We start from the raw sequence: 25,041 nt of genomic DNA, 5'->3' as shown, positions 1-25,041 counted from the left end.
ACAACTGTGTTAACAAACAGCGTTAGGGTACTACAGTTTCCGCCCTGTCGCTACAATGTACACTTCTCGCGATCGCGCACGAGAAGCGTCTGGCTTACGAATCTTAACTTTCGTAAACAGGGAGCGAATTTCCCGTAGGTATTCATCAAAGCCATCTCCCTGGAACACTTTCACCAGGAAACTTCCGCCTGGTGCCAATACATCACGACACATATCCAGCGCTAATTCAACCAGATACATCGATTTAGGGATATCGACTGCCGGAGTACCGCTCATATTCGGGGCCATGTCAGACATAACCACCTGAACTTTTTTCTCACCTACCCGCTCAAGCAGTGCTTTCAGCACCATTTCATCACGGAAGTCGCCTTGAAGGAAATCGACTCCAACGATAGGATCCATTGGTAAAAGATCGCAAGCGATGATTCGACCTTTACCACCGATCTGAGTAACTACATACTGAGACCAGCCGCCCGGAGCTGCACCTAAATCCACAACTGTCATACCGGGTTTAAAGAGTTTATCGCTCTGTTGTATTTCATCAAGTTTAAACCAGGCGCGCGAACGTAACCCTTTTTTCTGCGCCTGAATCACATATTTATCGCTAAAGTGTTCTTGTAACCAGCGACTGGAGCTAGCTGAACGCTTTTTATTGGCCATCTCTTTTTCCAACTATCCTAATTAAGAGCCCGCGCATCTATTGCTTAGCTCGCGTAGACTCCCTAACCGGTAAAAGACCGATTTGGTGATACACATGAGATGGCGGTAGAATGAACCGTTTTCAATCCCAACTTAAGCAAAAAAGACGATGAATCTGAATAACAAACAAAAACAGCACCTGAAAAGCCTGGCCCATCCGTTAAAACCAGTAGTCATGCTGGGCAATAACGGCTTGACCGAAGGGGTGCTGGCTGAGATCGAACAAACACTGGAACATCATGAACTTATCAAGGTAAAAATCACTGCTGAAGAGCGTGAAACCAAAACCTTGATCGCTGATGCTATCGTGCGTGAAACCGGTGCAGTTAACGTGCAAATTATCGGTAATATTTTAGTACTCTACCGCCCGGCGAAAGAGCGCAAGATTATTTTACCGCGTTAATGACGTTCGTTTTAAAGAAAAGGTGCCATGCACTTAGTTCTGATAAAAGGCCGCTTGCGGCCTTTTTTCTTTTCTTTACAAATATCTGCTTACTTATTGCTCAAATCAGCCATATTACAGATATTCGACTTTAAGAATTTCGAATTCTACATCACCGCCCGGAGTACGAATAACCACCACATCATCAACTTCTTTACCGATGAGGCCGCGGGCAATCGGTGAATTTACTGAAATAAGATTTTGTTTAAAATCTGCTTCATCATCACCAACAATACGGTAGGTCTGCTCTTCTTCCGTGTCCAGATTTAACACTGTAACCGTAGAAGCGAAAATAACCCGCCCATTATTCGGCATTTTGGTGATATCAATCACCTGAGCGTTAGATAACTTCGCTTCAATTTCCTGAATACGGCCTTCGCAGAACCCCTGTTGTTCACGAGCCGCATGGTATTCAGCATTTTCTTTTAAATCGCCGTGTTCGCGAGCATCCGCAATATCAGCGATAATCTTTGGGCGACGCACGCCCTTCAAATATTCGAGCTCTTCGCGCAGTTGATCTGCACCACGTACCGTCATCGGAATCTGTTTCATCTGTTAAATACCTCTAAATCTATCCTGTTCAAATAATCGTCATCCTGACGTTTTCGAATGAAAATACGGCTAGCCTAAAATCCTACCCGCCTCCAGGCGATTAACAAAAAAAACCCTCCCGGAGCTAAAACTCCAAGTTAGGATCGATTTTGCATTTTGATAAACATTTTAACGTAGAGTTCCTTTAGGGTCATCGTTTACTTTCGCCCTCGTTGCACCGTAGTATGGCTGTACGTTACCCAGCAGTTATACCGAAATTATGCATTTTTCACGAATAGTCAGTAAATTGGCCTGCGTTTTTGCGATCAACATCAGCGTATTCAATGCCAATGCGGCGCAGGTAGAAAATTACACGCAGTATCTGCCCGATGGGGCGAATCTTGCTTTAGTGGTGCAAAAAATCGGGGCGACAACTCCGGTGATAGACTATCACGCCCAGCAAATGGCACTCCCGGCCAGTACTCAGAAAGTACTGACAGCGCTAGCCGCCCTGTTGCAGCTAGGGCCTGATTTTCGTTTCGTTACCACGCTGGAAAGTCATGCGCCGATAACTGACGGCGTTCTGCGCGGTAATCTGATTGCCCGTTTCGATGGCGATCCGACCTTAACCCGCCAGCAACTGCGAAATATGGTAACAACGTTGAAAAAATCGGGTCTACGCCAAATTGCCGGGGATTTGATTATCGATACCTCGGTTTTTGCCAGCCATGATAAAGCGCCCGGCTGGCCGTGGAACGATATGACCCAGTGCTTCAGCGCACCGCCAGCGGCCGCAATTGTCGATCGCAACTGTTTCTCGGTATCGCTGTACAGCGCACCGAATCCCGGCGATATGGCCTTTATTCGCGTCGCTTCTTACTATCCCGTACAAATGTTTAGCGAAGTTCGCACTCTGGCAAAAGGCTCGCCGGATGCCCAATATTGCGAACTAGATGTGGTTCCCGGCGAACTCAACCGCTTTACCCTTACCGGCTGCCTGACTCAACGCAGCGAACCCCTGCCCTTAGCCTTTGCGGTGCAAAACGGCGCTAGCTATGCCGGTGCTATTTTGAAAGACGAGCTAAAAAAAGCCGATATTCAGATTGACGGTAATCTAAGACGCCAAACTACGCCGAGCGCGGCTGGCAGCGTGTTGGCGCAGGCACAATCCGCTCCGTTGCATGACTTGCTAAAAATCATGCTGAAAAAATCCGACAATATGATCGCCGATACAGTTTTCCGAACTATTGGCCATCAGCGTTTCGGCGTACCGGGCACCTGGCGAGCCGGCGCTGACGCAGTACGTCAGGTTTTACGTCAGAAAGCTGGAGTTGACCTCGGAAATAGCATCGTGGTGGATGGTTCGGGCTTATCGCGCCATAATCTTATTGCTCCTGCGACCATGATGCAGGCATTGCAATATATTGCCCAGCACGATCAAGAACTTAACTTCATCTCCATGCTGCCATTATCGGGTTATGACGGCACATTGCGCTATCGCGGTGGTCTGCACGAAGCCGGGGTTGATGGCAAAGTGTCAGCCAAAACCGGGGCGCTGCAAGGGGTCTACAATCTGGCAGGCTTTATTACTACCGCCAGCGGTCAGCGCATGGCGTTTGTCCAGTTCCTGTCTGGCTATGCCGTTCCACCGGAAGATCAAAAAAACCGCCGGGCGCCGCTGGTTCGATTTGAAAGCCGCCTGTACAAAGATATTTATCAGAATAACTGAAAACCATGAAACTACTGATTGTCGAAGATGATGAGTTGTTACAAAAAGGCATTGCCATGGCCCTCACCAGTGAGGGTTACGCCTGCGATTGCGCCAGTACCGCGGCTGAAGCCAACGGTCTGATTATCACCAGTCAGTACAGCATGGTTATTCTCGATCTGGGATTGCCAGATCAGGATGGTGCCGTGTTGCTCCGCCAATGGCGCCGCCAGAGTATTAGCCTGCCAGTGCTGATATTAACAGCTCGCGATGCGTTGGAAGACCGCGTCGATGGGCTGGATGCTGGCGCTGATGATTATTTGATTAAACCTTTCGCGCTGGCAGAATTATTGGCTCGCGTGCGTGCTCTGATTCGCCGCTATCAGGGGCAAAGTGATAATTTGCTTCAACAAGGGAATTTGAGCCTCAATCTGGCAACTCAACAGGTTTATCTACAGGAACAGCCGCTGGAAATCACGCCGAAGGAGTTTGCCATTCTTTCCCGCCTGATTATGCGCGCCGGGCACACCGTCAATCGGGAGCTGTTACAGCAAGATCTCTATACTTGGCAGGACGATCTTGGCTCGAATACTCTCGAAGTGCACGTTCATAATCTACGAAGAAAATTGGGTAAAGATCGAATCCGAACGGTTCGGGGCATTGGTTATCGTCTGGAAGTCTTATCATGATTAGCATGCGTCGTCGTCTGATTCTGATGCTAGCGCTGATTCTATTAGTCACTCAGTTAATTAGCGCGCTGTGGCTGTGGCATGAGAGCCAGGAACAAATTCAGTTTTTAGTAGATGAAACTCTCACCGCCAAAGTCAGAAATGAAAAAGTCGACACAGAAATTGCGGAGGCCATCGCTTCACTGCTGGCCCCTTCTCTGATTATGATGATCATCACTCTCCTCGCCTCTTTTTGGGCTATCAGTTGGATCATACGCCCGTTGGATCAACTTCAGAGCAAGCTTTCTGAACGCTCCGCGGACAACCTTAGCCCGCTGGTTATCAAAAGTGATATGCAGGAAATCGTCGCCGTTACCGGCACGCTAAATCAGCTGTTTTCCCGCCTTTCCAATACCATTCAGCAAGAACGTCGTTTCACTGCCGATGCCGCCCACGAACTACGCACACCGCTGGCGGGCATTCGCCTTCATCTGGAATTGATGGAAAAAAATGGCATAGCGGAAAGCAAAGTGCTAATTAATCGCCTCGATTTATTGATGCATACCATCGAACAACTGTTGATGCTGTCACGCGCAGGGCAGAATTTTGCCAGCGGACAATATCAGACTTTTGACTGGATTCAGGATGTGGTGCAACCGTTGCGGGAAGAACTGGCCGAAATGGCGGCGCAGCGTAAACAGCGTCTCCAATGGATTTTACCAGAACGTTCCTGTATTCAAGGTGAAGCCGCCCTGCTGCGTTTAATGCTGCGTAATCTGGTGGAGAACGCTCACCGCTATAGCCCCTCAGACAGCCTGATTATCGTTAAACTGACATCGCAGGATAGCGGTGTACTGTTGCAGGTTTTGGACGAAGGCCCAGGGATTAAGGAGAACCAGATTGGCGAGCTGACGCAGGCTTTTCGCCGTATGGATCAACGCTATGGTGGAAGCGGATTGGGGCTGAATATCGTATTGAGAATCGCACAGTTGCATCAGGGAAAACTGTCGCTGGAGAACCGCAGCGATCGACAGGGATTGAACGCCCAGTGCTGGTTGCCAAATCAGCAATAAGCCCAAAAAACGAAAGGCTGCCCGCAGGCAGCCTCTTTTAGCTCAAAACTGATGTCTGAGATTAACGCTCGTAAATGAACTCAACGCCATCGTCGTCTTCTTCATTCCAATCGTCATCCCATTCGTCTTTCGCTTCATCTTCCACTTCTGCCAGCTGTTCACGGTGATAATCATCCCACATGAACTCGACTTTCTCAGGGGCAGTCTCAGCAATTGCCATAGCTTTAGGTTGGGTATTCAGGAAGTTCATAACGTCCCAGCACAGCGCGTTAACGCCTTCGCGGTTGGCGGCCGAGATCATATAATACTTATCCTCCCATCCCAGAGCGTCTGCAATCGCCTTAGCGCGTTCTTCCGCTTCAGCCTGGTCTAACAGGTCAACCTTGTTAAATACCAACCAGCGTGGCTTCTCGGCCAGATTTTCACTGTATTGCTGCAATTCATTGATAATGATTTTGGCATTCTCAATAGGATTGGATTCATCAATAGGTGCGATGTCGATCAGATGCAACAGTACGCGGCAACGTTCCAAATGTTTCAGGAAGCGAATACCTAAACCAGCGCCTTCCGAAGCCCCTTCAATCAAACCAGGGATGTCGGCAACGACGAAGCTTTGCTCATGATCCATACGCACCACGCCCAGACTTGGGATCAAGGTGGTAAATGGATAGTCGGCAACTTTCGGTTTTGCCGCAGATACCGCACGGATAAAGGTAGATTTACCTGCGTTTGGCAGACCCAGCATACCGACATCAGCCAGCAGCAATAGCTCAAGCATCAGTTCGCGAGTTTCCCCTTCAGTACCCATGGTTTTCTGACGCGGTGCGCGGTTAACCGAAGATTTGAAACGGGAGTTACCCAAACCGTGGAACCCGCCTTTGGCAACCATCAGGCGCTGCCCGTGACGAGTCATATCACCGATAACTTCACCGGTATCCTGATCCAGTACACGCGTACCGACCGGCACTTTGATGGTAATATCTTTACCACGTTTACCGGTACAATCACGGCTCTGGCCATTCTGTCCACGTTCAGCGCGGAAAGATTTCACAAAGCGGTAATCGATCAGGGTATTCAGGTTTTCATCAGCCAGCAGGTAGATATCACCGCCGTCGCCGCCATCGCCGCCGTCCGGGCCGCCGTTAGGAATATATTTTTCACGACGGAAGCTTACACAACCGTTACCACCATCACCGGCTACAACCAGAATCGCCGCTTCATCTACAAACTTCATGTCTCTCTCCGTAAATCATTCACCGGGCTGCTTCAACGGAGCAACCAGGGTTGTTTCTGTCCGCCGTGGCCACCATCGATGACCAATTGCGGAAAACATTGCACCTGCCACCACCACAAACGCCCCTACGTAGCCCACGGCATTGAGGGGAGGTGCGGCAAACATATCTGGCCACGCCAGCGCTAATAAATTTGAAAAAATCAGTGTAAACAACGGAGTCAGCGTCACTAAAGCGCTTACCTGCGCCGCCTGCCAACGCGCCATGGCCTCAGCCAAAGCTCCGTATCCAACCAGGGTGTTAACCCCGCAGAACAGCAGACACGCCAGTTGCCATCCACTTAACTGAAAAATAACGCCGGGTTTGGCCAGCGGAAACAGAACCAGTGCACATAAAGTGTACAACAAGACGAGGATCTGTTGCGATGCCATGCGTCTTAATAGCACCTTCTGAGCGACACCGTAGCTCACCCAAACCATAGCGGCGCACACGCCTAATGCCACGCCGAGGGTGTAATCCGTCAGTCTGGTAAAGATTTCCAGCAGGCTGGTGTTAAAAAAGAGCATCAAACCGCAAATCAGCATCGCTGCGCCGATAACCTGCGTAATTCGCATGCGCTCTTTTAAAATCAGCACACTGGCGATCATCATCCCAACCGGTGACAACTGTCCGATAACCTGAGACGCCGTCGGGCTAAGATACTGTAGCGATGAGCTGAAAAAGAGAAAGTTCCCCAGCAAACCGCAGGTGGCAATAACCAATAACAACAACCACCGAGGTTGACGAAATAACGTGAGAGAAGGCAATTGCCGTCTGGAGGCCAAAATCAATCCCAGGCCCAAAGACGCAAGCGTAAAGCGGTACCAGACGATGGTAAAAGGGTCCATCACTTCAAGTACTTGCTTCATTGCTATCGGCAGAATACCCCAGAATACGGCAGTCGTTAACGCAAGAAGAATGCCTAAACCGGCCTGCTGTTTCGTATTCATGACTTCACTCAGGTAAGGTCAACCCAGAAATGTAAAAAGCCCCGCAACAAAATTGCAGGGCTTACATCTATTAGCAGGACGCGAAAAACTTATTCAGCTTCGATGCTGATAAATTTACGGTTTTTCGGGCCTTTAACTTCGAACTTGACTTTACCGTCAGCCAAAGCAAACAGAGTGTGGTCTTTACCGCAACCTACGTTGATGCCAGCGTGGAATTTAGTACCACGTTGACGAACGATGATGCTGCCTGCCAATACTGCTTCGCCGCCAAAACGCTTAACGCCTAGACGTTTACTTTCGGAGTCACGACCGTTACGAGTCGAGCCACCAGCCTTTTTATGTGCCATTTGTCCGCTCTCCTAAAACTTAAGCGCTGATACCGGTGATTTTAACATCAGTGAACCACTGACGGTGACCTTGCTGCTTACGGTAGTGCTTACGACGACGGAATTTAACAATCTTAATTTTGTCGCCACGACCGTGAGCAACTACTTCAGCTTTGACCAGACCGCCATTGACTAAAGGAGCGCCGATATTGATTTCTTCACCGTTAGCGATCATCAGAACTTGGTCAAACTCAATTGTTTCACCAGTTGCGATGTCCAGCTTTTCCAAGCGAACGGTTTGACCTTCGCTTACTCGGTGTTGTTTACCACCACTTTGGAAAACCGCGTACATATAAAACTCCGCTTTCCGTGCACCCTACTTAAGTAGTCCAGAGCGCACTATAAATATTCATATTAGGGCGCGAATTCTACGCAAAAACGGATCGGATGACAAGCGCAGAATAGCTGCAAACGAAGAAAAAAAGCGCAGTTTCTTACATGTCATTTATTTAACGCGTTTTTCAAGTACAATCATGGTCTCAGGGAACGTCATGTAATAATGTTAGCGGCGATGTCATCGTAGTTAAAGAGAAAAACAGCTGAATAAAACAATGAACCTAGAAAAGATTATCGAGTTAACCGCGCAGGATATGGCGGCCGTGAACGCAACAATTCTCGACCAGTTGAACTCCGATGTAACGCTCATCAATCAATTGGGTTACTACATTATCAGCGGTGGCGGGAAACGTATTCGCCCCATGATTGCGGTGCTGGTTGCCCGAGCGCTGGGTTATCAGGGCGATAAACATGTCACTATCGCCGCATTAATTGAATTTATTCATACTGCAACATTATTACACGATGACGTTGTTGATGAATCCGATATGCGTCGCGGTAAAGCGACGGCTAATGCCGCCTTTGGTAACGCCGCCAGCGTGCTGGTTGGTGATTTCATTTACACCCGCTCTTTCCAGATGATGACCAGTCTGGGTTCTCTACGCGTGCTGCAATTGATGTCAGAGGCCACCAACGTGATTGCTGAGGGTGAAGTTCTGCAATTAATGAATTGTAATAACCCAGATATTACCGAAGAAAGCTATATGCGGGTGATTTACAGTAAAACGGCCCGCCTGTTTGAAGCAGCCTCTCAATCTTCCGCCATTCTTGCCGACGCAACCCCAGAGCAGGAAATTGCCCTGCAGGATTATGGCCGCTATCTTGGCACTGCATTCCAGCTTATCGACGATTTGTTAGATTACAGCTCCGATGGCTCCACTCTCGGTAAAAATACCGGTGACGACCTAAATGAAGGTAAACCGACTTTGCCGCTGCTGCATGCCATGAATAACGGGAATCCCGAGCAGTCTGCCCTGATCCGCAAAGCGATTGAAGAAGGAAATGGTCGCCATTTGCTGGAACCCGTTCTGGAAACCATGCGCCAATGTGGCTCTCTGGATTATACGCGTCAGCGTGCGGAAGAAGAGGCTGACAAGGCAATTGCCGCATTGCAGATATTGCCAGAAACTCCGCATCGATTAGCGCTGGAAGGTTTAGCGCATATAGCCGTACAGCGAGATTTTTGAGAAACTTAAAGAAACAACCCGGAAGTTAAATAACGACTGGGTTGTTTTCCTGATTTATCGCTAACGATTAACCAAACGCGCCATTAATGTTGCGACGCCCTCACGGAAAATAAACGCAATAATTTGATCGCGTTCTTCCTCCGTCAACTGGTAATAAGCTTCAATCCAAACCTGCAAAGGGTCCTGTCTGGCAACGATATATTCCGCAGGTTCCTCCCTCATCCTTATCATATCCAGCACTTGCCCAGGCAAGCTATCAACATGATATTCAATAGCTTTACCTTGAACTCCACGTCGGCGGCGTAGTTCCCAGCCTTCGCGTCTGGCCATCTGGTTGATTCCTTGTGGCGAGGAGGGTAATCCTGCGATGCCTGTTAATTCCCTGGCTGAAAACCACTGTTTCTTCATGGATGATCTACTCTCGGATTTACTCAACAATTCGGGCATCCGAACAGCGCAATAAAATAGATGCCCCGCTCAGCATTAATCAGGTAATGGCTAAACGCGTCATTAACGAACCAATCCCTTCACGCAAAATAAAACTGATGATTTTGTCGCGCTCCGCTTCGGTTAACTGATAGTAGGCCTCTACCCATACCGCTATCGGTTCCTGTCGCGTGACGACATAATCTACCGGGTCCTCTTTGAGTCGTAGCAGACTAAGCACGCTTACCGGCAAACTATCTATATGATATTCAACCGCTTTACCCTGAACTCCCCGGCGACGCCGTTGTTTCCAACCCTCACGTTTTGCCATGAGGTTGATTCCTTGTGGAGACGAGGGCAACCCCGCGATACCTGTCAGTTCCTTGGCAGCAAACCACTCTTTTTTCATAGCCTTTCTTCTCTACTATGCGGTAACACGCAAAAAAGGAATTTTTAGAAAATATTTGAAAATCATTTGGAAATTTGATGTTATCCTGTTTCTAAATGATTACTTTTCGTTCGTAATATGATTAACGATACACGGTTAGTTATACCACTAACATGCCAGCAGCTTAGTAAAAAAAAGGATTAAAGATGATTTTAAGGAAATCTGATTGGCACCCTGCCGACGTTATTGCGGCACTGCGGAAGAAAGGAACAACCCTGGCGGCGTTGTCTCGAAATGCCGGTCTTAGCTCATCAACGCTAGCCAATGCCCTGACTCGTCCCTGGCCGAAAGGTGAGTGGCTAATTGCGGAATGTCTGGAGATTCATCCCTCGGAAATCTGGCCTTCCCGCTATTTTGACGCTAGAACAGGGGCCTTACTGGATAGGAAAACGCGTATTCGTTCAGCACAGTCATAACTTACTGACATAAAAAAAGCCGCCGGTGCTTGCCACCAGCGGCTTCTTAGACGAAACAGTCAAGGGAAAATAACCCCCCGCTATTTTCAATCAACAATTGTTATTTGTTGACGAAATCTACGCCTAGTTCGATATCTTTGTGCAGCACGTCTAGCATGCTTTCTAATGCATTTTGCTCAAAGGCACTAAGTTTGCCAATGTCTTTACGTTCAGCAACACCTTGTTTTCCAAGCAGAATTGGCTGCGCGAAGAAGCGAGCATATTTGCCATCGCCTTCCACATATGCACATTCAACAATGCCGCTTTCACCTTGCAGAGCGCGAACCAGAGACAGACCGAAACGCGCAGCAGCCTGGCCCATAGACAGCGTTGCAGACCCGCCACCGGCTTTTGCTTCAACGACTTCAGTACCCGCATTCTGGATACGTTTGGTCAGGTCGGCAACTTCCTGCTCGGTGAAGCTCACGCTAGGAATCTGTGACAGCAATGGCAGAATAGTCACGCCAGAGTGACCACCAATAACCGGCACTTCGATATCCTGAGGCTGCTTGCCTTTCAATTCAGCAACGAAGGTGTTTGAACGAATGGTATCCAGAGTGGTGATACCAAACAGTTTGTTCTTGTCGTATACCCCAGCTTTTTTCAGTACTTCAGCCGCGATAGCTACGGTGGTGTTCACTGGATTAGTGATAATACCGATCAATGCTTTTGGGCAAGTACGAGCGATTTGCTCAACCAGATTACGAACGATCCCAGCGTTAACATTAAATAGATCCGAACGATCCATGCCAGGTTTACGGGCTACACCGGCAGAAATCAGAACTACATCAGCGCCTTGCAGAGCTGGGGTAGCGTCTTCGCCGCTAAAACCTTTAATATTGACTGCCGTAGGGATGTGGCTCAGATCTACAGCTACACCCGGAGTAACCGGAGCGATGTCGTACAGAGAAAGGTCTGAACCTGAAGGAAGCTGAGTCTTGAGTAGAAGAGCGAGGGCCTGGCCGATACCACCAGCGGCACCGAGAACTGCAACTTTCATCCTATACTCCTTGTTATATATAATTTAAATTTGCCGTGAATTCATCTATTTACGCACCTTAGTTTATTGCGATTTTAAACACAATCTATTAACAGTCAGATTGAGAGATCACGCATTAAAAACGGGTGTGAAGTCGGCTTATTTTAGAGTAATTCGCTTATCGATTAATGATATAGCGCACATTCTTCTAAAAATAATTTAAGCATCCACAACAGGTTAATCGGCGGTTACATTACACCCTTCCATAACATCAGAACAACATCATTTTAATAACATTTTTATCACGACTGTTTGATTGCTATGCATTTAGCTTAGGCATAATAGTTAGAGATATATTTACGCTAAATTGTCATCTGCTTTGATATAAGAGCTTTTATTACTTCCTACGCATGCTAATGTTGAATAAAAATTCATTTAAATGCATAATTGGCTTCCTAACTCTCCATTCCCCCAGGTGAAAAATGCGAAATCCCGCAAAACAAGAAGACCTTATCAAAGCGTTTAAAGCGTTATTGAAAGAGGAAAAATTCAGTTCTCAGGGCGAGATTGTTTTGGCATTGCAGGAGGAAGGGTTTGAAAACATTAACCAATCCAAAGTATCACGCATGCTGACCAAGTTTGGTGCCGTTAGAACCCGTAATGCGAAAATGGAGATGGTTTACTGTCTGCCAGCAGAATTGGGAGTTCCAACGACCAGCAGCCCGCTGAAAAATCTGGTTCTCGACGTAGATTATAATGATTCTGTCGTGGTGATTCACACCAGCCCTGGTGCTGCTCAGCTTATCGCCCGCCTGCTAGATTCATTAGGGAAAGCCGAAGGCATCCTGGGTAGCATTGCCGGAGATGACACAATTTTCACCACGCCAGCTAAAGGCTTTAGTGTTAAACAGCTGCATGACGCCATTTTAGGTTTATTCGACCAAGAGCTGTAATCCCAGCCAATCAGATCGCGGCCAGTAGAATCAAGGTTCTATTGGCCTTTTACAGTACATACTCTGCATTTCAATCCCTTTGCCATCTTCGATCTGCGACAGCCTATTCCCTTAGTCATCTTCCTTTACCTTGCATCAGCCATCCTTTCCAAGCCATGCAGCTTCGCTTTTTTGCTCGTTATCATCCTATAGATATAACTAGCCTCTGAGCTATTTCCCAAGAGGCATACTGCATGTAGTGAATATCACTGGATTTTCTCATCTAACCGGCACGGAAAATGACCCTTTTTCATTAAACAGCGAATACACGCTAAAATTTTCGCACTTTTGGTCAAAAACACCCACTCATTTGAAATATCTACTTTTTTGCCTCAATCACTCATTTTTTGATCGATTTTTATTCCGTTTGGTTATTAAAAACTAATAACTCACATTAAAGTCACGCCAAATATTATTAGTCAGCTATTAATGTTTCGGGTGACTAGATGTATACTCATTTCGTGACGTAAATCACATTTACGCAAACTAATAAAAGAATATTAAGAGGCCATAACATGAACATTAAAACTACCGTAGCAGCATTAAGCGTTCTTTCTGCACTGTCATTTGGCGTATTTGCAGCCGATTCAATCAACGCAAGCCAAGCGGCTAACTTACAATCGGTTGGCACCATTACTGTTAGCGGTGTGAATGGGACGCCTTCAGATATTCGTCAGGCACTGTCTGACAAAGCAGATGCACAAGGCGCCAAGGCTTATCAGGTTATCGAAGCTCGCGAAGACGGCAACTTCCACGCTACAGCAAAAATCTACCAGTAAATTCTGACCTGGCGCATCGCCTTACCAGATTCAGTCAGAATAGAAACACAATCAAAACAACAGCCTCTAAGTAGCAGAATCGATAATAATGCTTTCTGGTTGTTGGCTATTTTTAGGAAGAGATCATGAAAATCAAAAATACCATCGCTGCACTAGGCTTATTTTCCGTTATCGCGTTTGGCGCTTCAGCCGCCGAGTCTGTTAATAATGCTCAAACTAACAGCCTGACCGATATGGGAACCATCAGCGTGAGTGGCATCACCGGCGCGCCTTCTGATATTACTCAGGCACTGGCCGACAAAGCCGATAGCAAAGGCGCTACAGCGTATAAAATCATTGAAATGCGTCAGGAAAATGGCTGGCATGCAACAGCCAAGATTTACAAATAAGGGCGAATGCACGGTGTTTTAAGCGGCAAATCCCAAACAGACAAGCTTGCTCAATAATCTTTTAACTATAAACAGATGAACATAAGTCTATTGAGCAAGAGCAAGAGCAAGAAAAAAGTAAGAAAGAGCAATGCTAGATAATCCCTCGCTGTCCTATCCAGCGAACCCTTTGGCCCCCTTTCGGGGGCTTTTTTTATCTAAATCAGTTCAATAGCTGCTGATGCGCCTTTTTCTCCAGCGCTTCCAGCAGTTTGCTATGGATTCCGCCGAAACCACCGTTGCTCATGACCAGAATGTGATCGCCCGGCTGAGCGGTTTTCGCGATCATTTCTACCAGCGTATCAATATCAGCACTCCATGAAGCCGGTTGAATACAGGCTTCGGCCACTTCCACCACCTGCCACGGAATATGCTGTGGCTGGAACAGAAAGACTTCATCAGCCCGGCCGAGTGACGGCGCCAGCTCATTTTTGCACAGCCCCATTTTCATGGTGTTTGAGCGAGGTTCCAGCACCGCCAAAATCCGCGCTGTCCCGCCAACCTTGCCACGCAGCGCAGCTAAAGTAGCCAGAATGGCCGTTGGATGATGAGCAAAATCATCATAAACCGTTACGCCGTTGGCTTCGCCACGTAGCTCAAGACGGCGACGAGCATTGATAAAATCACCGAGAGCGCGGCAAGCGTCGGCTGGCTGTACACCAACGTGCCGAGCGGCAGCAATGGCCATCAGCCCGTTATGCATATTGTGTTCACCTACCAGCGACCAATTGACTTCGCCAACCAGTTCATTATCCAGGAATACCTGATAAGCGCTGGCATCGACCGTGACTTTCTTCGCTGACCAACTGCCGGTTTCGCCCACAAATTCCTGCTCACTCCAGCACCCCATCGCCATCACCTGTTTCAGGTGGTTGTCGTTATCTGGCAGGATGATCTTGCCTTTCCCGGGCACCAAACGCACCAGATGATGGAACTGCTTCTGGATCGCTTTAAGATCGTCAAAGATATCTGCGTGATCGAATTCCAGATTGTTCATGATCAGCGTGCGTGGGCTGTAATGAACGAATTTGGAACGTTTATCGAAGAAGGCGCAGTCATATTCGTCGGCTTCGATCACAAAGAATGGGCTGTTACCTAAACGGGCAGAAACGTCAAAATTACCCGGTACACCGCCAATCACAAAGCCTGGCTCATAGCCACAGGCTTCCAGAATCCAGGTCACCATACCGGCGGTGGTGGTTTTACCGTGAGTGCCTGCGACCGCAATAACCCAGCGCTCAGGCAGAACCTGATCGTGGAGCCACTGCGGGCCAGAAACGTAAGGAATACCGCGTTCTAAAACTGCTTCGACACAAGGATTGCCGCGAGTCATCGCATTACCGATGATCACCAGATCCGGTGCAGGATCGAGCTGAGCCGGATCGTATCCCTGGATCAAACTGATCCCTTGGTTCTCTAACAAGGTACTCATCGGTGGATAAACGTTAGCGTCGGCCCCAGTGACCTCATGCCCCAATGAGCGCGCCAGCATTGCCAGCCCCCCCATAAACGTGCCGCAAATACCAAGAATATGAATGCGCATAAATGTTTCCGTCTGATTGCATCGAGTTTGCGGCTATTCTACCGCTCAGAATCCGAGAGAAGAAATGGAATTGCCTATGAATCAATCTTAGCTTTGGGCTACACTGCGTAGCATATTGTAAGTGGTTTGTTAGTAATTCGATGTTCAACCGTAGATTCAGGGATTGTGTCATGAAAACGTTAGGCGAATTTATCGTCGAGAAACAGCAAGACTTCTCTCACGCCACAGGCGAATTAACTGCATTACTGTCAGCTATCAAGTTAGGCGCTAAAATCATTCACCGCGACATCAATAAAGCAGGTCTGGTCGATATTCTCGGTACCAGCGGCGCTGAAAATGTGCAGGGTGAAGTTCAGATGAAATTGGATTTGTATGCCAATGAGAAGCTGAAAGCCGCTCTTAAAGCGCGTGGCGAAGTTGCGGGTATCGCGTCTGAAGAAGAAGATGACATCGTTATTTTCGAAGGTGAGAGAGCAGAGAACGCCAAATATGTGGTTCTGATGGACCCATTAGACGGCTCTTCTAATATTGATGTGAATGTCTCGGTCGGTACTATTTTCTCTATCTATCGTCGCATTACGCCAATCGGCGAACCCGTCACAGAAAAAGATTTCCTTCAGCCGGGCAGCGCTCAGGTTGCGGCAGGCTACGTGGTCTACGGTTCATCCACCATGCTGGTCTACACTACCGGTTACGGCGTTCACGGATTTACCTACGACCCATCGCTGGGTGTTTTCTGTTTATCCCATGAGAAAGTTCGCTATCCAGCAACCGGTTGCATGTATTCAATCAACGAAGGGAACTACATCAAATTCCCTCAGGGCGTGAAGAAATACATCAAGTATTGTCAGGAGCAGGATGATGCAACCCAGCGTCCTTATACTTCTCGCTATATTGGTTCTCTGGTCGCAGACTTCCACCGTAACCTGTTGAAAGGCGGCATCTATATTTATCCAAGTACCGCCAGCCATCCGCAAGGGAAACTGCGTTTGCTGTACGAATGCAACCCAATGGCATTCCTGGCTGAACAAGCCGGCGGTAAAGCCACCGATGGTGTGAATCGTATTCTGGATATCGTGCCGGAGAAGCTGCATCAACGTGCGCCATTCTTCGTCGGTACCAAATCTATGGTGGAAGATGCAGAGCGTTTTATCGCTCAGTTCCCAGATTAATTATTATTCCATATAGATCGAATCAAGCAGCGGCTACGGCCGCTGTTTTTTATGCTGCCACGGTTTCTTCATCCGGCTGCAGCTTAAACACCGCCATGCTGGCAGCAAGCGCATCCGCCTGCTCTTCTAGCGAGCGCGTTGCCGCCGCTGCCTGTTCAACCAACGCTGCGTTCTGCTGCGCTACCTGATCCATTTGCGTAATCGCCAGATTAACCTGCTCAATACCAGAGCTTTGCTCATGGGACGCAGCGGATATTTCTTTCATTAATGCCGTTACCCGGCTTACCTCGCGGGCAATATCATTCATGGTTTTACCAGCGGACTCAGCCATATCAGCCCCTTCCCGTACCCGACTTTGCGATTCTACAATCAACCCTTTGATTTCTTTGGCTGACTGGGCGCTTCGCTGAGCCAGATTACGGACTTCACCGGCGACGACGGCAAAACCTCGTCCCTGTTCTCCGGCGCGGGCCGCTTCCACCGCCGCATTCAGCGCCAGAATATTAGTCTGAAACGCTATGCTATCCATCACGCTGATAATATCGGAAATCCTTCGCGAACTGGTGGTGATCGCCTGCATTTTATCCATCACATGATTAACCACCGAACTCCCCTGATTAGCGATCTCAGAGACGCTCACAGCCAAACGGTTTGCTTGATCTGAATTCTCCGCGTTCATTTTCACCGTAGAAGTCAGTTGCTCCATGCTGGCGGCAGTTTGTTCCAGCGAAGCGGCTGATTCTTCGGTTCTTTGCGCGAGATGGATATTACCTGCGGCTAACTCCCGCGATCCGATACCAATCTGACCGCCAACATCCCGGACATGGCTCACTGAAGCCACCAGCGATTGCTGCATGGCCTGTAAAGCCATGGCCAAGCGCGCCAGTTCGGTTTTACCTTCGCCATTAATACTATGGGTCAGATCTCCGGCCGCAATAAACTCCAATTGATGAATAGACTGCTCCAACGGACGCAGAATAATAATTTGCAAAGCAAACCAGGCAACTATCGCGGAAAATAAAGTTATCAGCCCCGAAGCGACAATAATGGCAACTTTAATGTGTGCCGCGCTATTGGCTTGCTCAATTTGCTGCTGGCCTGCATTCAGCGCATAAGAGCGGAATTGCTGCACATCTCCATCGAAAGCACCGCTGATGCTGGAAATCCGGTTTTCCAGCGCTTCATAGTAATCGTCCGCCTTACCTGCTTTGATCGCTTCCAGCATCGGAAACACGCCTTGCTCGAGATAGAATTTATAACTTTTTTGAATATTATTCGCCAGGTCTTCCCCTTCCCCTCTGGCAGTGACCGCCGCAATAAAGCGCTTCATTTCCTGCTGAGATTGGGCCAAATCGGCTTCAATTTTGTTGGCCGTTTTCTGGGATTCATCAATCAGGCCGATTTCCATTTGCCTGACGGCCAAGGCAGCCGCGGCTCTGGCACTTAACGTCGCATTAAAACTATTGGATAACGCCCCCAGCTCCTCTCCCTGAATCTGATTAATGATCCGCAAAGAATTAGAGCTTTCGTGAATGGAGTTGATACCAATTACGCTAACAACTAATAAAATCAACGACATCAAACTCAACTGGGCGATCAACCCGGTCTTTACGGTAATCTTTTTTAACATCTTTTTTTCCCGGTTATCTGCGAAGAATGAAGATTACAAAGCGTTAACTAAAAGTGAGCAGGCATATTATTTAGATAAGTTATCGGCGTACCCGATACCTTCTTGAGCTATGGCGAGTAAAACAGGTGAAAATAGATACGATTAGGCAATGACGAGATTTCTACGCGGCTTGTTCAGCCAAATTTAGCTAATACCTCCATTATCCAGATGTGAAAAGGACGGGAATTAAGAAAAGAGTTGGCTATAATAGCCGGCACTCCATTTCTGGTTTGATAAAAGGAAACCGACATGAGCTTGAACTTAGTACCAGCAGGTAAAGACCTGCCAGAAGATATTTACGTTGTGATCGAAATCCCAGCTAACGCCGATCCAATTAAATACGAAATCGACAAAGAAACCGGTTCTCTGTTCGTTGACCGTTTCATGTCTACCGCCATGTTCTACCCGTGCAACTACGGCTACATCAACAACACCCTGTCTTTAGACGGTGACCCGGTTGACGTTCTGGTTCCAACGCCTTACCCATTACAGCCGGGTTCAGTGGTTCGTTGCCGTCCAGTTGGTGTGTTGAAAATGACTGACGAAGCGGGCGAAGATGCCAAGCTGGTTGCCGTTCCGCACAGCAAACTGACTAAAGAATACGATCACGTTAAAGACGTGCAAGATCTGCCAGAGCTGCTGAAAGCGCAGATCAAACACTTCTTTGAACACTACAAAGATCTGGAAACCGGCAAATGGGTTAAAGTTGACGGTTGGGAAGATGCAGCAGCAGCGAAAGCTGAAATCGTTGCTTCTTTCGAGCGCGCGGCCAAGAAGTAATTCTTGCCGCTGCCCCATAAAAAAACACCGCTCAATGAGCGGTGTTTTTTTACTTTCAAATCACTTTTCTTCGTGTTCTTCGTGGCGTTTGAGCCAGTCACCGCTTCGAATCCGCGGCAATCCTGCAACACTCAGGCGATAGAGATAAATCCAGGCGCTGCCAAAAGGCGTTTGAATTAGCTCACGCTTATAATCTTTGGTATTACTCTTCAGTTCATCCAGCTCGGTCATGATGGCTGAGTTTATCCGATAAACCTCGCAATGCACCTGACCTTCACCGGGAATGACCGCGGGATAATGGCCCAAATTGTACATTTCATACCCATCAAGGTCATATTCACCCAAAAGCTGAGCGTCAGTCATCCAGTGACTGTTACCTTGTTTGCGCCGTAAACTACCGTAGACAATAATTCGCATCATTAAAACTCAAACTGATAGAGCACATCTAATGCCTGATTAATACCAGACACCGCCTCCAGATACAACCTGGGCATCAATCGATAGCGTAATGTTAACGTCGCCAATGAGTCAAATATACCGACACCATATTTTACCTGTAGGTCTTTGGTGACATATCCGCTAACGACCACTTGCGAACTATCTCCTACGCCCTGAGTATCCAACGCCAGATCGCTTACGCCGAACGCCTCACCGATTTGCCCCACCAGCTTGCCGCTCTGCGCCACCCCCATGCCGATGAGCATTGAGGTCATCATGCTGCTATCGGTGCCAGAACTGCTCAGACCCTGGCCGCGCAGTAAGTATGACAAAGCCTCTTGCTGAGATTTGACCGGATCGGAGAACACCTCAAGCTGCGGCGCATCTGCCAACCCAGTAACCCGAACCCCAGCGGTGACGCCATCTTCGGTAGAATCTGGGTTACGAATCGCTTCAATATTCAGCAGCGGTTGATCCGGCGGCCCGGAGAACAACAGCAGGCCTTTCCGCACGATCAGATCCTGCCCATAGGCACGGAAACTACCGGACGGAATATTAATTTGGCCGTTTAACCCCAAACCGCGCTGATCCTGAACCATTTTCAGATCGCCTTGCAGGCGCGCTTTCAGGCCAAAAGCGTTCAGACGAACATCATTGCCAACATGAATAAGCAGATTACTGTTAATCGGAATACCCGCGCTTCTTGGGGCGATAGGCTGAAGGTTGTTATTCAACATCACTTCATCCGGAGATACGCCAACCGCGCTTTCCGGCACTTCTTGTACCGTTATACGCGCCCACGGAATATCCACAGAACCGTTAAGAGAGAACAGCTGCGGGGTAGCTTCAAACACAATATCCGGTGATACATCAACGCGAACCATTGGTGGGATAGTGACTCGCAGCTTATTGCCTTTCGCCGCGATACGGGCACGCCATGCATCGATATTGCGCCAATCCGCGCTCCCATCAAGATTAAGCTGCCCGTTTGTGGTTCGAATCAACCCTTCCAGAGTGGAGGTCATGCCATCAAAATTCACGGCCAGACGCCCATCAGTAATATCAAATGGCATCCAGCTACCGTCAATATCCATGTCTTCAAGCGCCAAACGCCCGAAGACCAGTGGATTTTTGGCATTGCCACCAAGACGCAGGTTGGCGTTCAACATCCCTTTGGCTTTCTCGCCGTCGCTGAGAATCGGGTTAATCATCGCCAGCGAAATATGACTGATAGCAATATTACCAGAGAGATTTCTGCGCCCTTGCGGATCCGCGACCTGCACCTGACCGTTAAACTGGCCGTTATTTGTCAGCTTAATTAGCCAATCGGCCTGAGCCCGGCCATTATTCAGCGCCGCGTTCAAATTCAGGGTATCAAAGGCCAGCGGCAGAGGATTCCCCTGAACCATCTGTTTAACGTTAACCCCTTTACCCACCAAAGAAACCTTGGCCTGAGGCAAGGCACCACCTTCTGCCCAGCTCACGTCCGCTCGACCGCTGAATACGCCGTTTAGCGTGGTATCCGGCCCAAGGAAGGGTTTAATCATCGCCAAATCAAAGCGATTAAGCACGATGCTAGCTTGCCCGCTTGGCCCAGCTTCAATGGTACGTGGCACACAAAGTTCGGCATTCGGGTTCTGCCAGCAGTGCGGCCCGATGGTGATTTTCTGCGCCGTATTGAGATAATCCAGAGCAATAGCGCGATTTAAACGCCATTCTCCAACTGGCGTGTCAAAGCGGGTATTGTTCAGATTGCCACGCCAGCGCTGCTGTTGACGATCGAAACTGCCGTCCAGCGCCAACTGGCCAGAAACCGGCTCTCCCTGAACGTTTAAACGTAGCTGATGCTGCTTTTCGCTCCCTTTGGCATCTAGCGTCAACAGACTGACCAATAAGTCGTCCTGCTTCAGTTGCTCAACCCGTACCGCCAGTTGCCCCTGAATCTGCTCAGCAGAACGCACATCGCCATCGACCTTAATCCGGCGAATATGTAGTGCTTGCCATTGCAACCCCGTCGCGGTTAGATCGGCCAAAAGCTGTGGTGCTGCAAGATCGCCGCGCAGCTTCAGATTGCCTTTAACCACGCCAGCCAAACCTGGCAGAGCGCCATCTAACTGCGGCGCGTCCACATTGGCGTCGAGAACCCATTTGTCATTCAGATCGCCCTTCACATCCAGCTTATTGCGACCCAACGCCAGATTGATACCCGGAATATGCCATTGTCCGGCGGCATTGCCGGTGAGAGAGCCTCTGGCCGTGACGCGATTCTGTTTTACGTTACCGTCTAAAGTCAGCTCTGGAACATTAAGCTGCCAGCTGCCGCCGTGCATACTGCCGCGGGTGACAATCTTGCCGTCCAGCTTCGCCGGCCATTCCGGCCACTGCTTCGCCGTATTGATTCCGTTTAGCGTCAGAACCGAGTTCCAGCTAATAGCGTGACTCCAGTCGGCTACGCCAGTTAGATCGGTATTTCCTTGCAGTGCCGCCAACCGCAAACGCGTTAGCCTAAACTGCTCAACGTTGCCTTTCCCGTCCAAAGTAATGACGGCGGGAGGAATATCCGCCCCTTTTACGTCTGCGCGAATAGACAACGCATAATCTGAGGCCTGTCCGTTAAAGCGCGTTTTGAAGTTATTGACCTGGAACTGAGCGTCGCCGGTAAAAGGCCAACGCAGCTGCTTGCTTTGTAAGGTCAAAGCCAGAGGTAAACCGGCTTTAGCCAGTTCAGTTTGTGCTTCAAGCTGAGCGCTGACCGGGCCGGACAAATTTAGCGCCACAGTGAGTTGATCCCGCAGGCCGCCGCCCAGGTTCAGTTTGATTTTCTCGCCTTTCAGCGGCTCAACGTTAACGGCACTATTTACCACCAACTCCAACGGCCATTTATCTGCCAACGTAGCCTGCCCGCTGGCGGTCAAGCCACCCTGCGGGGATTTAATATCCAACGTTTCCAGCGTCACCCTTTGATCTTGCGTGCTGGCTTTCAATATCAGGCTAGTGATTAATGCTTCGGTATCGCCGGTCAAACGCAGCTGTTGAGCATTGATTTCCTGAATCTGCAAATCGACAGGCAAACGAAAATCAGGCAACTCTGGCAGCAACGGCTTGGCGAACAGGGCTTTTAACGTTTCCCCTAGCGGTTTTTCAGGCTCGGAGGACTGAGCTAAATCTTGCGTTGGCGCGGAATCAGCCACTTTCTCCGCTGCTTTTTCCGTGGCTTCTTTGACTGCAATCGCCGTGTCTACCGCCGGTTTCATTGCTTCCGGCACGGCAACTGGCGTGGTTTTCGGTAAGGCAATCAACAACCCGCTAATTTTGGTCGGCATCAAGGTTAACGCGCGTTGTTGCCAGTGAGCACCAGTGCGGAACTCGTCCAGCGAAATCGCCGTATCGTCGATGGTCACTTTGACATGGTTAATCGCCAGCAGCCGCAGAGTCATCGGATACGGCGTGCTCAGCTCGCCCATGGGTTCGCTATCCGGCGGCACAGGCTCAGAAGGCGGCAGCAATTTTGTATCGACAACCACGTCAATATCCTGCGCCGTCAAAGCGTTAACACACAGTTCGCTACGTTTAAGACAAGATAACTGCAGGGAAAGATGGAACTGGCCGGCTTTCACCGTCACGCCCGGCATTTGGTACTGAATGCCTTTCAGCGTGAGATCCCGCCAGCCGCCGCTGACACTGGCAATATCCAGCCCCGGCACCCAACGCGCCGCGCTGTTGATCAGAAAGTGCAAACCGGTAGTGGTGCCGAGCAAACCGGCCACAGTGCCGATCAGCAACAGCAAAATGAGTAAAAATGCGATACTGAGTTTCTTTAGCCAATTCATAGTTCAGGCCCCAAACCAATATAGAATTGGACTCCGTGGGTTTCTTGATCGCCAACCGGCGCTGCAAGGTCAAATTTAATCGGTCCAACCGGGGATTCCCAGCGCACGCCAACACCCGCGCCGGTTTTAAAATCGCTCTTACGGATATCGTTCACAGCTTCACCCGAATCGATAAATACGGCACCCCACCATTTTCCAGTGACGTTATATTGATATTCGATGGAGCCAGTAGCCAACTTGGATGCGCCGCTCAATTTACCGGAACTATCCAGCGGTGAAATGCTTTGATATTTATAACCCCGCACGCTGCGATCGCCACCGGCGAAGAAACGCAGAGATGGAGGGACTCGATTAAAGTTATTGGTTTCGATCCAACCGAGATTTCCTCGCGCAACGAAGCGGTTTTTCTCACCTAATGTACGAATCCACACGTTTTGCGCCTGGAACACGGCAAAATCGACGTCGGAACCCCAGGTGGTATCAGAAACGTCCACCGAGTAACGCTGGCTGTCTCCCCACGACGGCATCGCGCCGCCGCGCTGACGGGTGCGATTCACACTGGCGCCCGGATACAGCAGCATAGTGGTATCCGTAACGTTACCCTGCGTAAAGTGGTCCAGACTCCAGCGCAGATTGATAGAACGCTGCCAGCCGCTGGACATATCCCAGAAACGCGCCACATTCAGCGTGGTGGTGTCAGATTTGGTGTCATTCAGATCGGTACGTTTGAAACCGCCCTGAAGCAGATAATATTGCTCAAGTGGATTTTTCAGCAAAGGAATGCGGTAGCTAAAATCAAGACTTTGCTCAGGGGCCGAAACGTTGGCGCTCGTCGTAAAACTGTGGCCACGATTATTCACCCAGGGTTTACGCCAACTGGCTTTTACCCTTGGGCCGATATCGCTGGCAAAACCACCGCCTAGCTCAACGGTATTTTCCGTGCGGGGCGTCAGCACGGCGTCTAATGGCAATGTTTTACTTTTCTTCGCATCGCGAAAATCAGGAGAAACCACCACGGAGTTAAACCAGTTGGTGGCCGCTAAACGGCGGTTGAGTTCGGCTAAATCGTCCGAGCTGTAATCTTGCCCTGCGTGGAAAGGAACCAAATTTTGCAGGTAATCTTCGCGAATTTGTGAACCCTGAAAACTCACCGTACCGAAACGATAACGTTCGCCGCTGTCAAAATCGATATCCCAAAAGGCTTTCCGTAATTCAGCCGCTACGCCTAACTGACTTTTGATCATGTTAGCGTCAAAATAACCCCGGCGTAACGCCAGATTAGTCAGCGAACCTTTGAAGCTATCGAATTCGCCGTGGTTCAGAATTGAACCGATTTTTGGCGTGTCCCGGCGTACCAGAGCCAGATAGGAAGGATCGGTTTTCGCACCGCCTTGTAATACGATATCAACGCTGGCTATTAATACCGGTTCACCCGGAGTGACCTTCACCATTAATATTGAACGCGCCGGTGCAGGCTTGGGCTGTAAATCAAATTCAATGATGGGATCGTAATAGCCAAGCGCTCTAAGTCCCTGACGGATTGCTTCGTCCACCCTGGCACGGAACCGGCCATCGGCGCTGACTTCATCGGTGCCGATAGTTGATAATCGCGCCCGAACGTTTCTTTCCAAATCCCCGCTAAGACCTTCAACCTGCAGCCGAACATTGGCGGCATAAGCAAACGGTGTTGCGAGTAATGCACACAAAAAACACACAATAGGGTATCGAGACACGCGTACTCCTGATTAATTTTTACTTTCCTGTAAAAAAACGATCTCACCGGCTAACGGATATATGACGGTGTTTTCACACCATATTCCCCTTTATGAAGACCGATTTAAGCCTGTCGCC

General features: G+C 49.0%; 25 protein-coding genes. 11 read left to right on the top strand and 14 right to left on the bottom strand.

The window, feature by feature from the left end; translation table 11 throughout:
* Positions 1-30: 30 nt before the first annotated feature.
* Positions 31-660 (bottom strand): 23S rRNA (uridine(2552)-2'-O)-methyltransferase RlmE, encoded by a 630-nt coding sequence (gene rlmE / locus ACQ4OC_RS11470; protein ID WP_064516113.1) that lies wholly within the window; start codon positions 658-660, stop codon positions 31-33.
* A 148-nt stretch (positions 661-808) separates the two neighbouring features.
* Here rlmE and yhbY point away from each other — a divergent pair, with 148 nt between their 5' ends.
* Positions 809-1,102: a ribosome assembly RNA-binding protein YhbY gene (yhbY, locus tag ACQ4OC_RS11465; RefSeq protein WP_049599408.1), complete on the top strand. Its 294-nt coding sequence runs from the start codon at positions 809-811 to the stop codon at positions 1,100-1,102.
* A 114-nt stretch (positions 1,103-1,216) separates the two neighbouring features.
* On the opposite strand, the gene greA is transcribed toward yhbY, so the two are convergent.
* Complete coding sequence (gene greA, locus ACQ4OC_RS11460) at positions 1,217-1,693, bottom strand: transcription elongation factor GreA (RefSeq protein WP_064516111.1); 477 nt, start codon at positions 1,691-1,693, stop codon at positions 1,217-1,219.
* Between the two features lie 259 nt (positions 1,694-1,952).
* Between greA and dacB the strand changes: the two genes are divergently transcribed.
* Genes dacB through pmrB form a run of 3 tightly spaced genes read left to right on the top strand, consistent with a single transcriptional unit; the run spans position 1,953 to position 5,121 of the window.
* Positions 1,953-3,401 carry a serine-type D-Ala-D-Ala carboxypeptidase gene (dacB, locus tag ACQ4OC_RS11455; RefSeq protein ID WP_064516109.1) on the top strand — a complete coding sequence of 483 codons (1,449 nt, stop codon included), beginning with the start codon at positions 1,953-1,955 and terminating at the stop codon, positions 3,399-3,401.
* 5 nt (positions 3,402-3,406) lie between these two features.
* A complete protein-coding gene (pmrA, locus tag ACQ4OC_RS11450) occupies positions 3,407-4,069 on the top strand; it encodes a two-component system response regulator PmrA (RefSeq protein WP_064516107.1) in 663 nt (220 codons plus the stop codon).
* On the top strand, positions 4,066-5,121 hold the full coding sequence (gene pmrB / locus ACQ4OC_RS11445) for a two-component system sensor histidine kinase PmrB (RefSeq protein WP_064516105.1): 1,056 nt from the start codon (positions 4,066-4,068) through the stop codon (positions 5,119-5,121). The genes pmrA and pmrB overlap by 4 nt, the downstream gene beginning before the upstream one ends.
* Positions 5,122-5,182: 61 nt before the next feature.
* On the opposite strand, the gene cgtA is transcribed toward pmrB, so the two are convergent.
* The 4 genes from cgtA to rplU form a co-directional block, all read right to left on the bottom strand.
* Positions 5,183-6,355 carry an Obg family GTPase CgtA gene (gene cgtA, locus ACQ4OC_RS11440; protein WP_064516103.1) on the bottom strand — a complete coding sequence of 391 codons (1,173 nt, stop codon included), beginning with the start codon at positions 6,353-6,355 and terminating at the stop codon, positions 5,183-5,185.
* Positions 6,356-6,370: 15 nt separating this feature from the next.
* Positions 6,371-7,342, bottom strand: a complete 972-nt coding sequence (locus ACQ4OC_RS11435; protein ID WP_064516101.1) for a DMT family transporter — start codon at positions 7,340-7,342, stop codon at positions 6,371-6,373.
* Positions 7,343-7,431: 89 nt separating this feature from the next.
* On the bottom strand, positions 7,432-7,689 hold the full coding sequence (gene rpmA / locus ACQ4OC_RS11430) for a 50S ribosomal protein L27 (RefSeq protein ID WP_002210179.1): 258 nt from the start codon (positions 7,687-7,689) through the stop codon (positions 7,432-7,434).
* A 19-nt stretch (positions 7,690-7,708) separates the two neighbouring features.
* Positions 7,709-8,020, bottom strand: coding sequence for a 50S ribosomal protein L21 (rplU, locus tag ACQ4OC_RS11425; RefSeq protein WP_004722998.1), 312 nt, complete (start codon positions 8,018-8,020; stop codon positions 7,709-7,711).
* A 259-nt stretch (positions 8,021-8,279) separates the two neighbouring features.
* Here rplU and ispB point away from each other — a divergent pair, with 259 nt between their 5' ends.
* Positions 8,280-9,251: an octaprenyl diphosphate synthase gene (ispB, locus tag ACQ4OC_RS11420; RefSeq protein ID WP_064516099.1), complete on the top strand. Its 972-nt coding sequence runs from the start codon at positions 8,280-8,282 to the stop codon at positions 9,249-9,251.
* A 60-nt stretch (positions 9,252-9,311) separates the two neighbouring features.
* Here the strand turns inward: ispB and ACQ4OC_RS11415 are convergent, their stop codons facing one another.
* Together ACQ4OC_RS11415 and ACQ4OC_RS11410 are read right to left on the bottom strand one after the other, a co-directional pair.
* Complete coding sequence (locus tag ACQ4OC_RS11415) at positions 9,312-9,659, bottom strand: DNA-binding protein (RefSeq protein ID WP_064516097.1); 348 nt, start codon at positions 9,657-9,659, stop codon at positions 9,312-9,314.
* Positions 9,660-9,738: 79 nt separating this feature from the next.
* The gene (locus ACQ4OC_RS11410; protein ID WP_049599381.1) at positions 9,739-10,086 is read right to left on the bottom strand and encodes a DNA-binding protein; all 348 of its coding nucleotides are present in this window, start codon (positions 10,084-10,086) and stop codon (positions 9,739-9,741) included.
* Positions 10,087-10,271: 185 nt separating this feature from the next.
* Between ACQ4OC_RS11410 and ACQ4OC_RS11405 the strand changes: the two genes are divergently transcribed.
* On the top strand, positions 10,272-10,541 hold the full coding sequence (locus ACQ4OC_RS11405) for a helix-turn-helix domain-containing protein (RefSeq protein WP_064516094.1): 270 nt from the start codon (positions 10,272-10,274) through the stop codon (positions 10,539-10,541).
* A gap of 100 nt (positions 10,542-10,641) precedes the next feature.
* On the opposite strand, the gene mdh is transcribed toward ACQ4OC_RS11405, so the two are convergent.
* Complete coding sequence (gene mdh / locus ACQ4OC_RS11400; protein WP_064516092.1) at positions 10,642-11,580, bottom strand: malate dehydrogenase; 939 nt, start codon at positions 11,578-11,580, stop codon at positions 10,642-10,644.
* Positions 11,581-12,041: 461 nt separating this feature from the next.
* On the opposite strand from mdh, the gene argR reads away from it, so the two are divergent.
* From argR to yhcN (ACQ4OC_RS11385), 3 genes are all read left to right on the top strand, one after another.
* Positions 12,042-12,512 (top strand): transcriptional regulator ArgR, encoded by a 471-nt coding sequence (gene argR / locus ACQ4OC_RS11395; RefSeq protein ID WP_064516090.1) that lies wholly within the window; start codon positions 12,042-12,044, stop codon positions 12,510-12,512.
* A 554-nt stretch (positions 12,513-13,066) separates the two neighbouring features.
* A complete protein-coding gene (gene yhcN / locus ACQ4OC_RS11390; protein WP_049599371.1) occupies positions 13,067-13,330 on the top strand; it encodes a peroxide/acid stress response protein YhcN in 264 nt (87 codons plus the stop codon).
* 125 nt (positions 13,331-13,455) lie between these two features.
* Complete coding sequence (gene yhcN, locus ACQ4OC_RS11385) at positions 13,456-13,719, top strand: peroxide/acid stress response protein YhcN (protein WP_064516088.1); 264 nt, start codon at positions 13,456-13,458, stop codon at positions 13,717-13,719.
* A gap of 202 nt (positions 13,720-13,921) precedes the next feature.
* Here yhcN (ACQ4OC_RS11385) and mpl read toward each other — a convergent pair whose 3' ends face one another.
* The gene (gene mpl, locus ACQ4OC_RS11380; protein ID WP_064516086.1) at positions 13,922-15,301 is read right to left on the bottom strand and encodes a UDP-N-acetylmuramate:L-alanyl-gamma-D-glutamyl-meso-diaminopimelate ligase; all 1,380 of its coding nucleotides are present in this window, start codon (positions 15,299-15,301) and stop codon (positions 13,922-13,924) included.
* A 170-nt stretch (positions 15,302-15,471) separates the two neighbouring features.
* Between mpl and fbp the strand changes: the two genes are divergently transcribed.
* Positions 15,472-16,473: a class 1 fructose-bisphosphatase gene (gene fbp / locus ACQ4OC_RS11375; RefSeq protein ID WP_049599364.1), complete on the top strand. Its 1,002-nt coding sequence runs from the start codon at positions 15,472-15,474 to the stop codon at positions 16,471-16,473.
* A 49-nt stretch (positions 16,474-16,522) separates the two neighbouring features.
* Here fbp and ACQ4OC_RS11370 read toward each other — a convergent pair whose 3' ends face one another.
* Positions 16,523-18,103: a methyl-accepting chemotaxis protein gene (locus tag ACQ4OC_RS11370; protein WP_064516084.1), complete on the bottom strand. Its 1,581-nt coding sequence runs from the start codon at positions 18,101-18,103 to the stop codon at positions 16,523-16,525.
* Positions 18,104-18,391: 288 nt separating this feature from the next.
* Here ACQ4OC_RS11370 and ppa point away from each other — a divergent pair, with 288 nt between their 5' ends.
* Entirely contained in the window at positions 18,392-18,922 is a 531-nt protein-coding gene (gene ppa / locus ACQ4OC_RS11365) for an inorganic diphosphatase (protein ID WP_064516082.1), read from the top strand.
* Positions 18,923-18,982: 60 nt separating this feature from the next.
* Here ppa and ACQ4OC_RS11360 read toward each other — a convergent pair whose 3' ends face one another.
* From ACQ4OC_RS11360 to tamA, 3 genes are read right to left on the bottom strand one after another with little or no spacing between them, the layout of a single operon-like run.
* A complete protein-coding gene (locus ACQ4OC_RS11360) occupies positions 18,983-19,339 on the bottom strand; it encodes a gamma-glutamylcyclotransferase family protein (protein ID WP_064518419.1) in 357 nt (118 codons plus the stop codon).
* A 2-nt stretch (positions 19,340-19,341) separates the two neighbouring features.
* Entirely contained in the window at positions 19,342-23,190 is a 3,849-nt protein-coding gene (gene tamB / locus ACQ4OC_RS11355; RefSeq protein WP_064516080.1) for an autotransporter assembly complex protein TamB, read from the bottom strand.
* Complete coding sequence (gene tamA / locus ACQ4OC_RS11350) at positions 23,187-24,923, bottom strand: autotransporter assembly complex protein TamA (RefSeq protein WP_064516078.1); 1,737 nt, start codon at positions 24,921-24,923, stop codon at positions 23,187-23,189. Before tamA ends, tamB begins: the two co-directional genes overlap by 4 nt.
* Between the last annotated feature and the right edge of the window lie 118 nt (positions 24,924-25,041).

It is taken from the genome of Yersinia sp. J1 (assembly GCF_050586585.1).
Classification (GTDB): Bacteria; Pseudomonadota; Gammaproteobacteria; order Enterobacterales; family Enterobacteriaceae; genus Yersinia; species Yersinia entomophaga.
Note: the sequence above shows the minus strand (reverse complement) of the source record. Positions and strands in the feature narration are given on the sequence as shown.

Coding starts and splice junctions, on each gene's coding strand:
- rlmE (WP_064516113.1), bottom strand. CDS start 660: ATGGCCAATAAAAAGCGTTCAGCTAGCTCCAGTCGCTGGTTACAAGAA.
- yhbY (WP_049599408.1), top strand. CDS start 809: ATGAATCTGAATAACAAACAAAAACAGCACCTGAAAAGCCTGGCCCAT.
- greA (WP_064516111.1), bottom strand. CDS start 1,693: ATGAAACAGATTCCGATGACGGTACGTGGTGCAGATCAACTGCGCGAA.
- dacB (WP_064516109.1), top strand. CDS start 1,953: ATGCATTTTTCACGAATAGTCAGTAAATTGGCCTGCGTTTTTGCGATC.
- pmrA (WP_064516107.1), top strand. CDS start 3,407: ATGAAACTACTGATTGTCGAAGATGATGAGTTGTTACAAAAAGGCATT.
- pmrB (WP_064516105.1), top strand. CDS start 4,066: ATGATTAGCATGCGTCGTCGTCTGATTCTGATGCTAGCGCTGATTCTA.
- cgtA (WP_064516103.1), bottom strand. CDS start 6,355: ATGAAGTTTGTAGATGAAGCGGCGATTCTGGTTGTAGCCGGTGATGGT.
- ACQ4OC_RS11435 (WP_064516101.1), bottom strand. CDS start 7,342: ATGAATACGAAACAGCAGGCCGGTTTAGGCATTCTTCTTGCGTTAACG.
- rpmA (WP_002210179.1), bottom strand. CDS start 7,689: ATGGCACATAAAAAGGCTGGTGGCTCGACTCGTAACGGTCGTGACTCC.
- rplU (WP_004722998.1), bottom strand. CDS start 8,020: ATGTACGCGGTTTTCCAAAGTGGTGGTAAACAACACCGAGTAAGCGAA.
- ispB (WP_064516099.1), top strand. CDS start 8,280: ATGAACCTAGAAAAGATTATCGAGTTAACCGCGCAGGATATGGCGGCC.
- ACQ4OC_RS11415 (WP_064516097.1), bottom strand. CDS start 9,659: ATGAAGAAACAGTGGTTTTCAGCCAGGGAATTAACAGGCATCGCAGGA.
- ACQ4OC_RS11410 (WP_049599381.1), bottom strand. CDS start 10,086: ATGAAAAAAGAGTGGTTTGCTGCCAAGGAACTGACAGGTATCGCGGGG.
- ACQ4OC_RS11405 (WP_064516094.1), top strand. CDS start 10,272: ATGATTTTAAGGAAATCTGATTGGCACCCTGCCGACGTTATTGCGGCA.
- mdh (WP_064516092.1), bottom strand. CDS start 11,580: ATGAAAGTTGCAGTTCTCGGTGCCGCTGGTGGTATCGGCCAGGCCCTC.
- argR (WP_064516090.1), top strand. CDS start 12,042: ATGCGAAATCCCGCAAAACAAGAAGACCTTATCAAAGCGTTTAAAGCG.
- yhcN (WP_049599371.1), top strand. CDS start 13,067: ATGAACATTAAAACTACCGTAGCAGCATTAAGCGTTCTTTCTGCACTG.
- yhcN (WP_064516088.1), top strand. CDS start 13,456: ATGAAAATCAAAAATACCATCGCTGCACTAGGCTTATTTTCCGTTATC.
- mpl (WP_064516086.1), bottom strand. CDS start 15,301: ATGCGCATTCATATTCTTGGTATTTGCGGCACGTTTATGGGGGGGCTG.
- fbp (WP_049599364.1), top strand. CDS start 15,472: ATGAAAACGTTAGGCGAATTTATCGTCGAGAAACAGCAAGACTTCTCT.
- ACQ4OC_RS11370 (WP_064516084.1), bottom strand. CDS start 18,103: ATGTTAAAAAAGATTACCGTAAAGACCGGGTTGATCGCCCAGTTGAGT.
- ppa (WP_064516082.1), top strand. CDS start 18,392: ATGAGCTTGAACTTAGTACCAGCAGGTAAAGACCTGCCAGAAGATATT.
- ACQ4OC_RS11360 (WP_064518419.1), bottom strand. CDS start 19,339: ATGCGAATTATTGTCTACGGTAGTTTACGGCGCAAACAAGGTAACAGT.
- tamB (WP_064516080.1), bottom strand. CDS start 23,190: ATGAATTGGCTAAAGAAACTCAGTATCGCATTTTTACTCATTTTGCTG.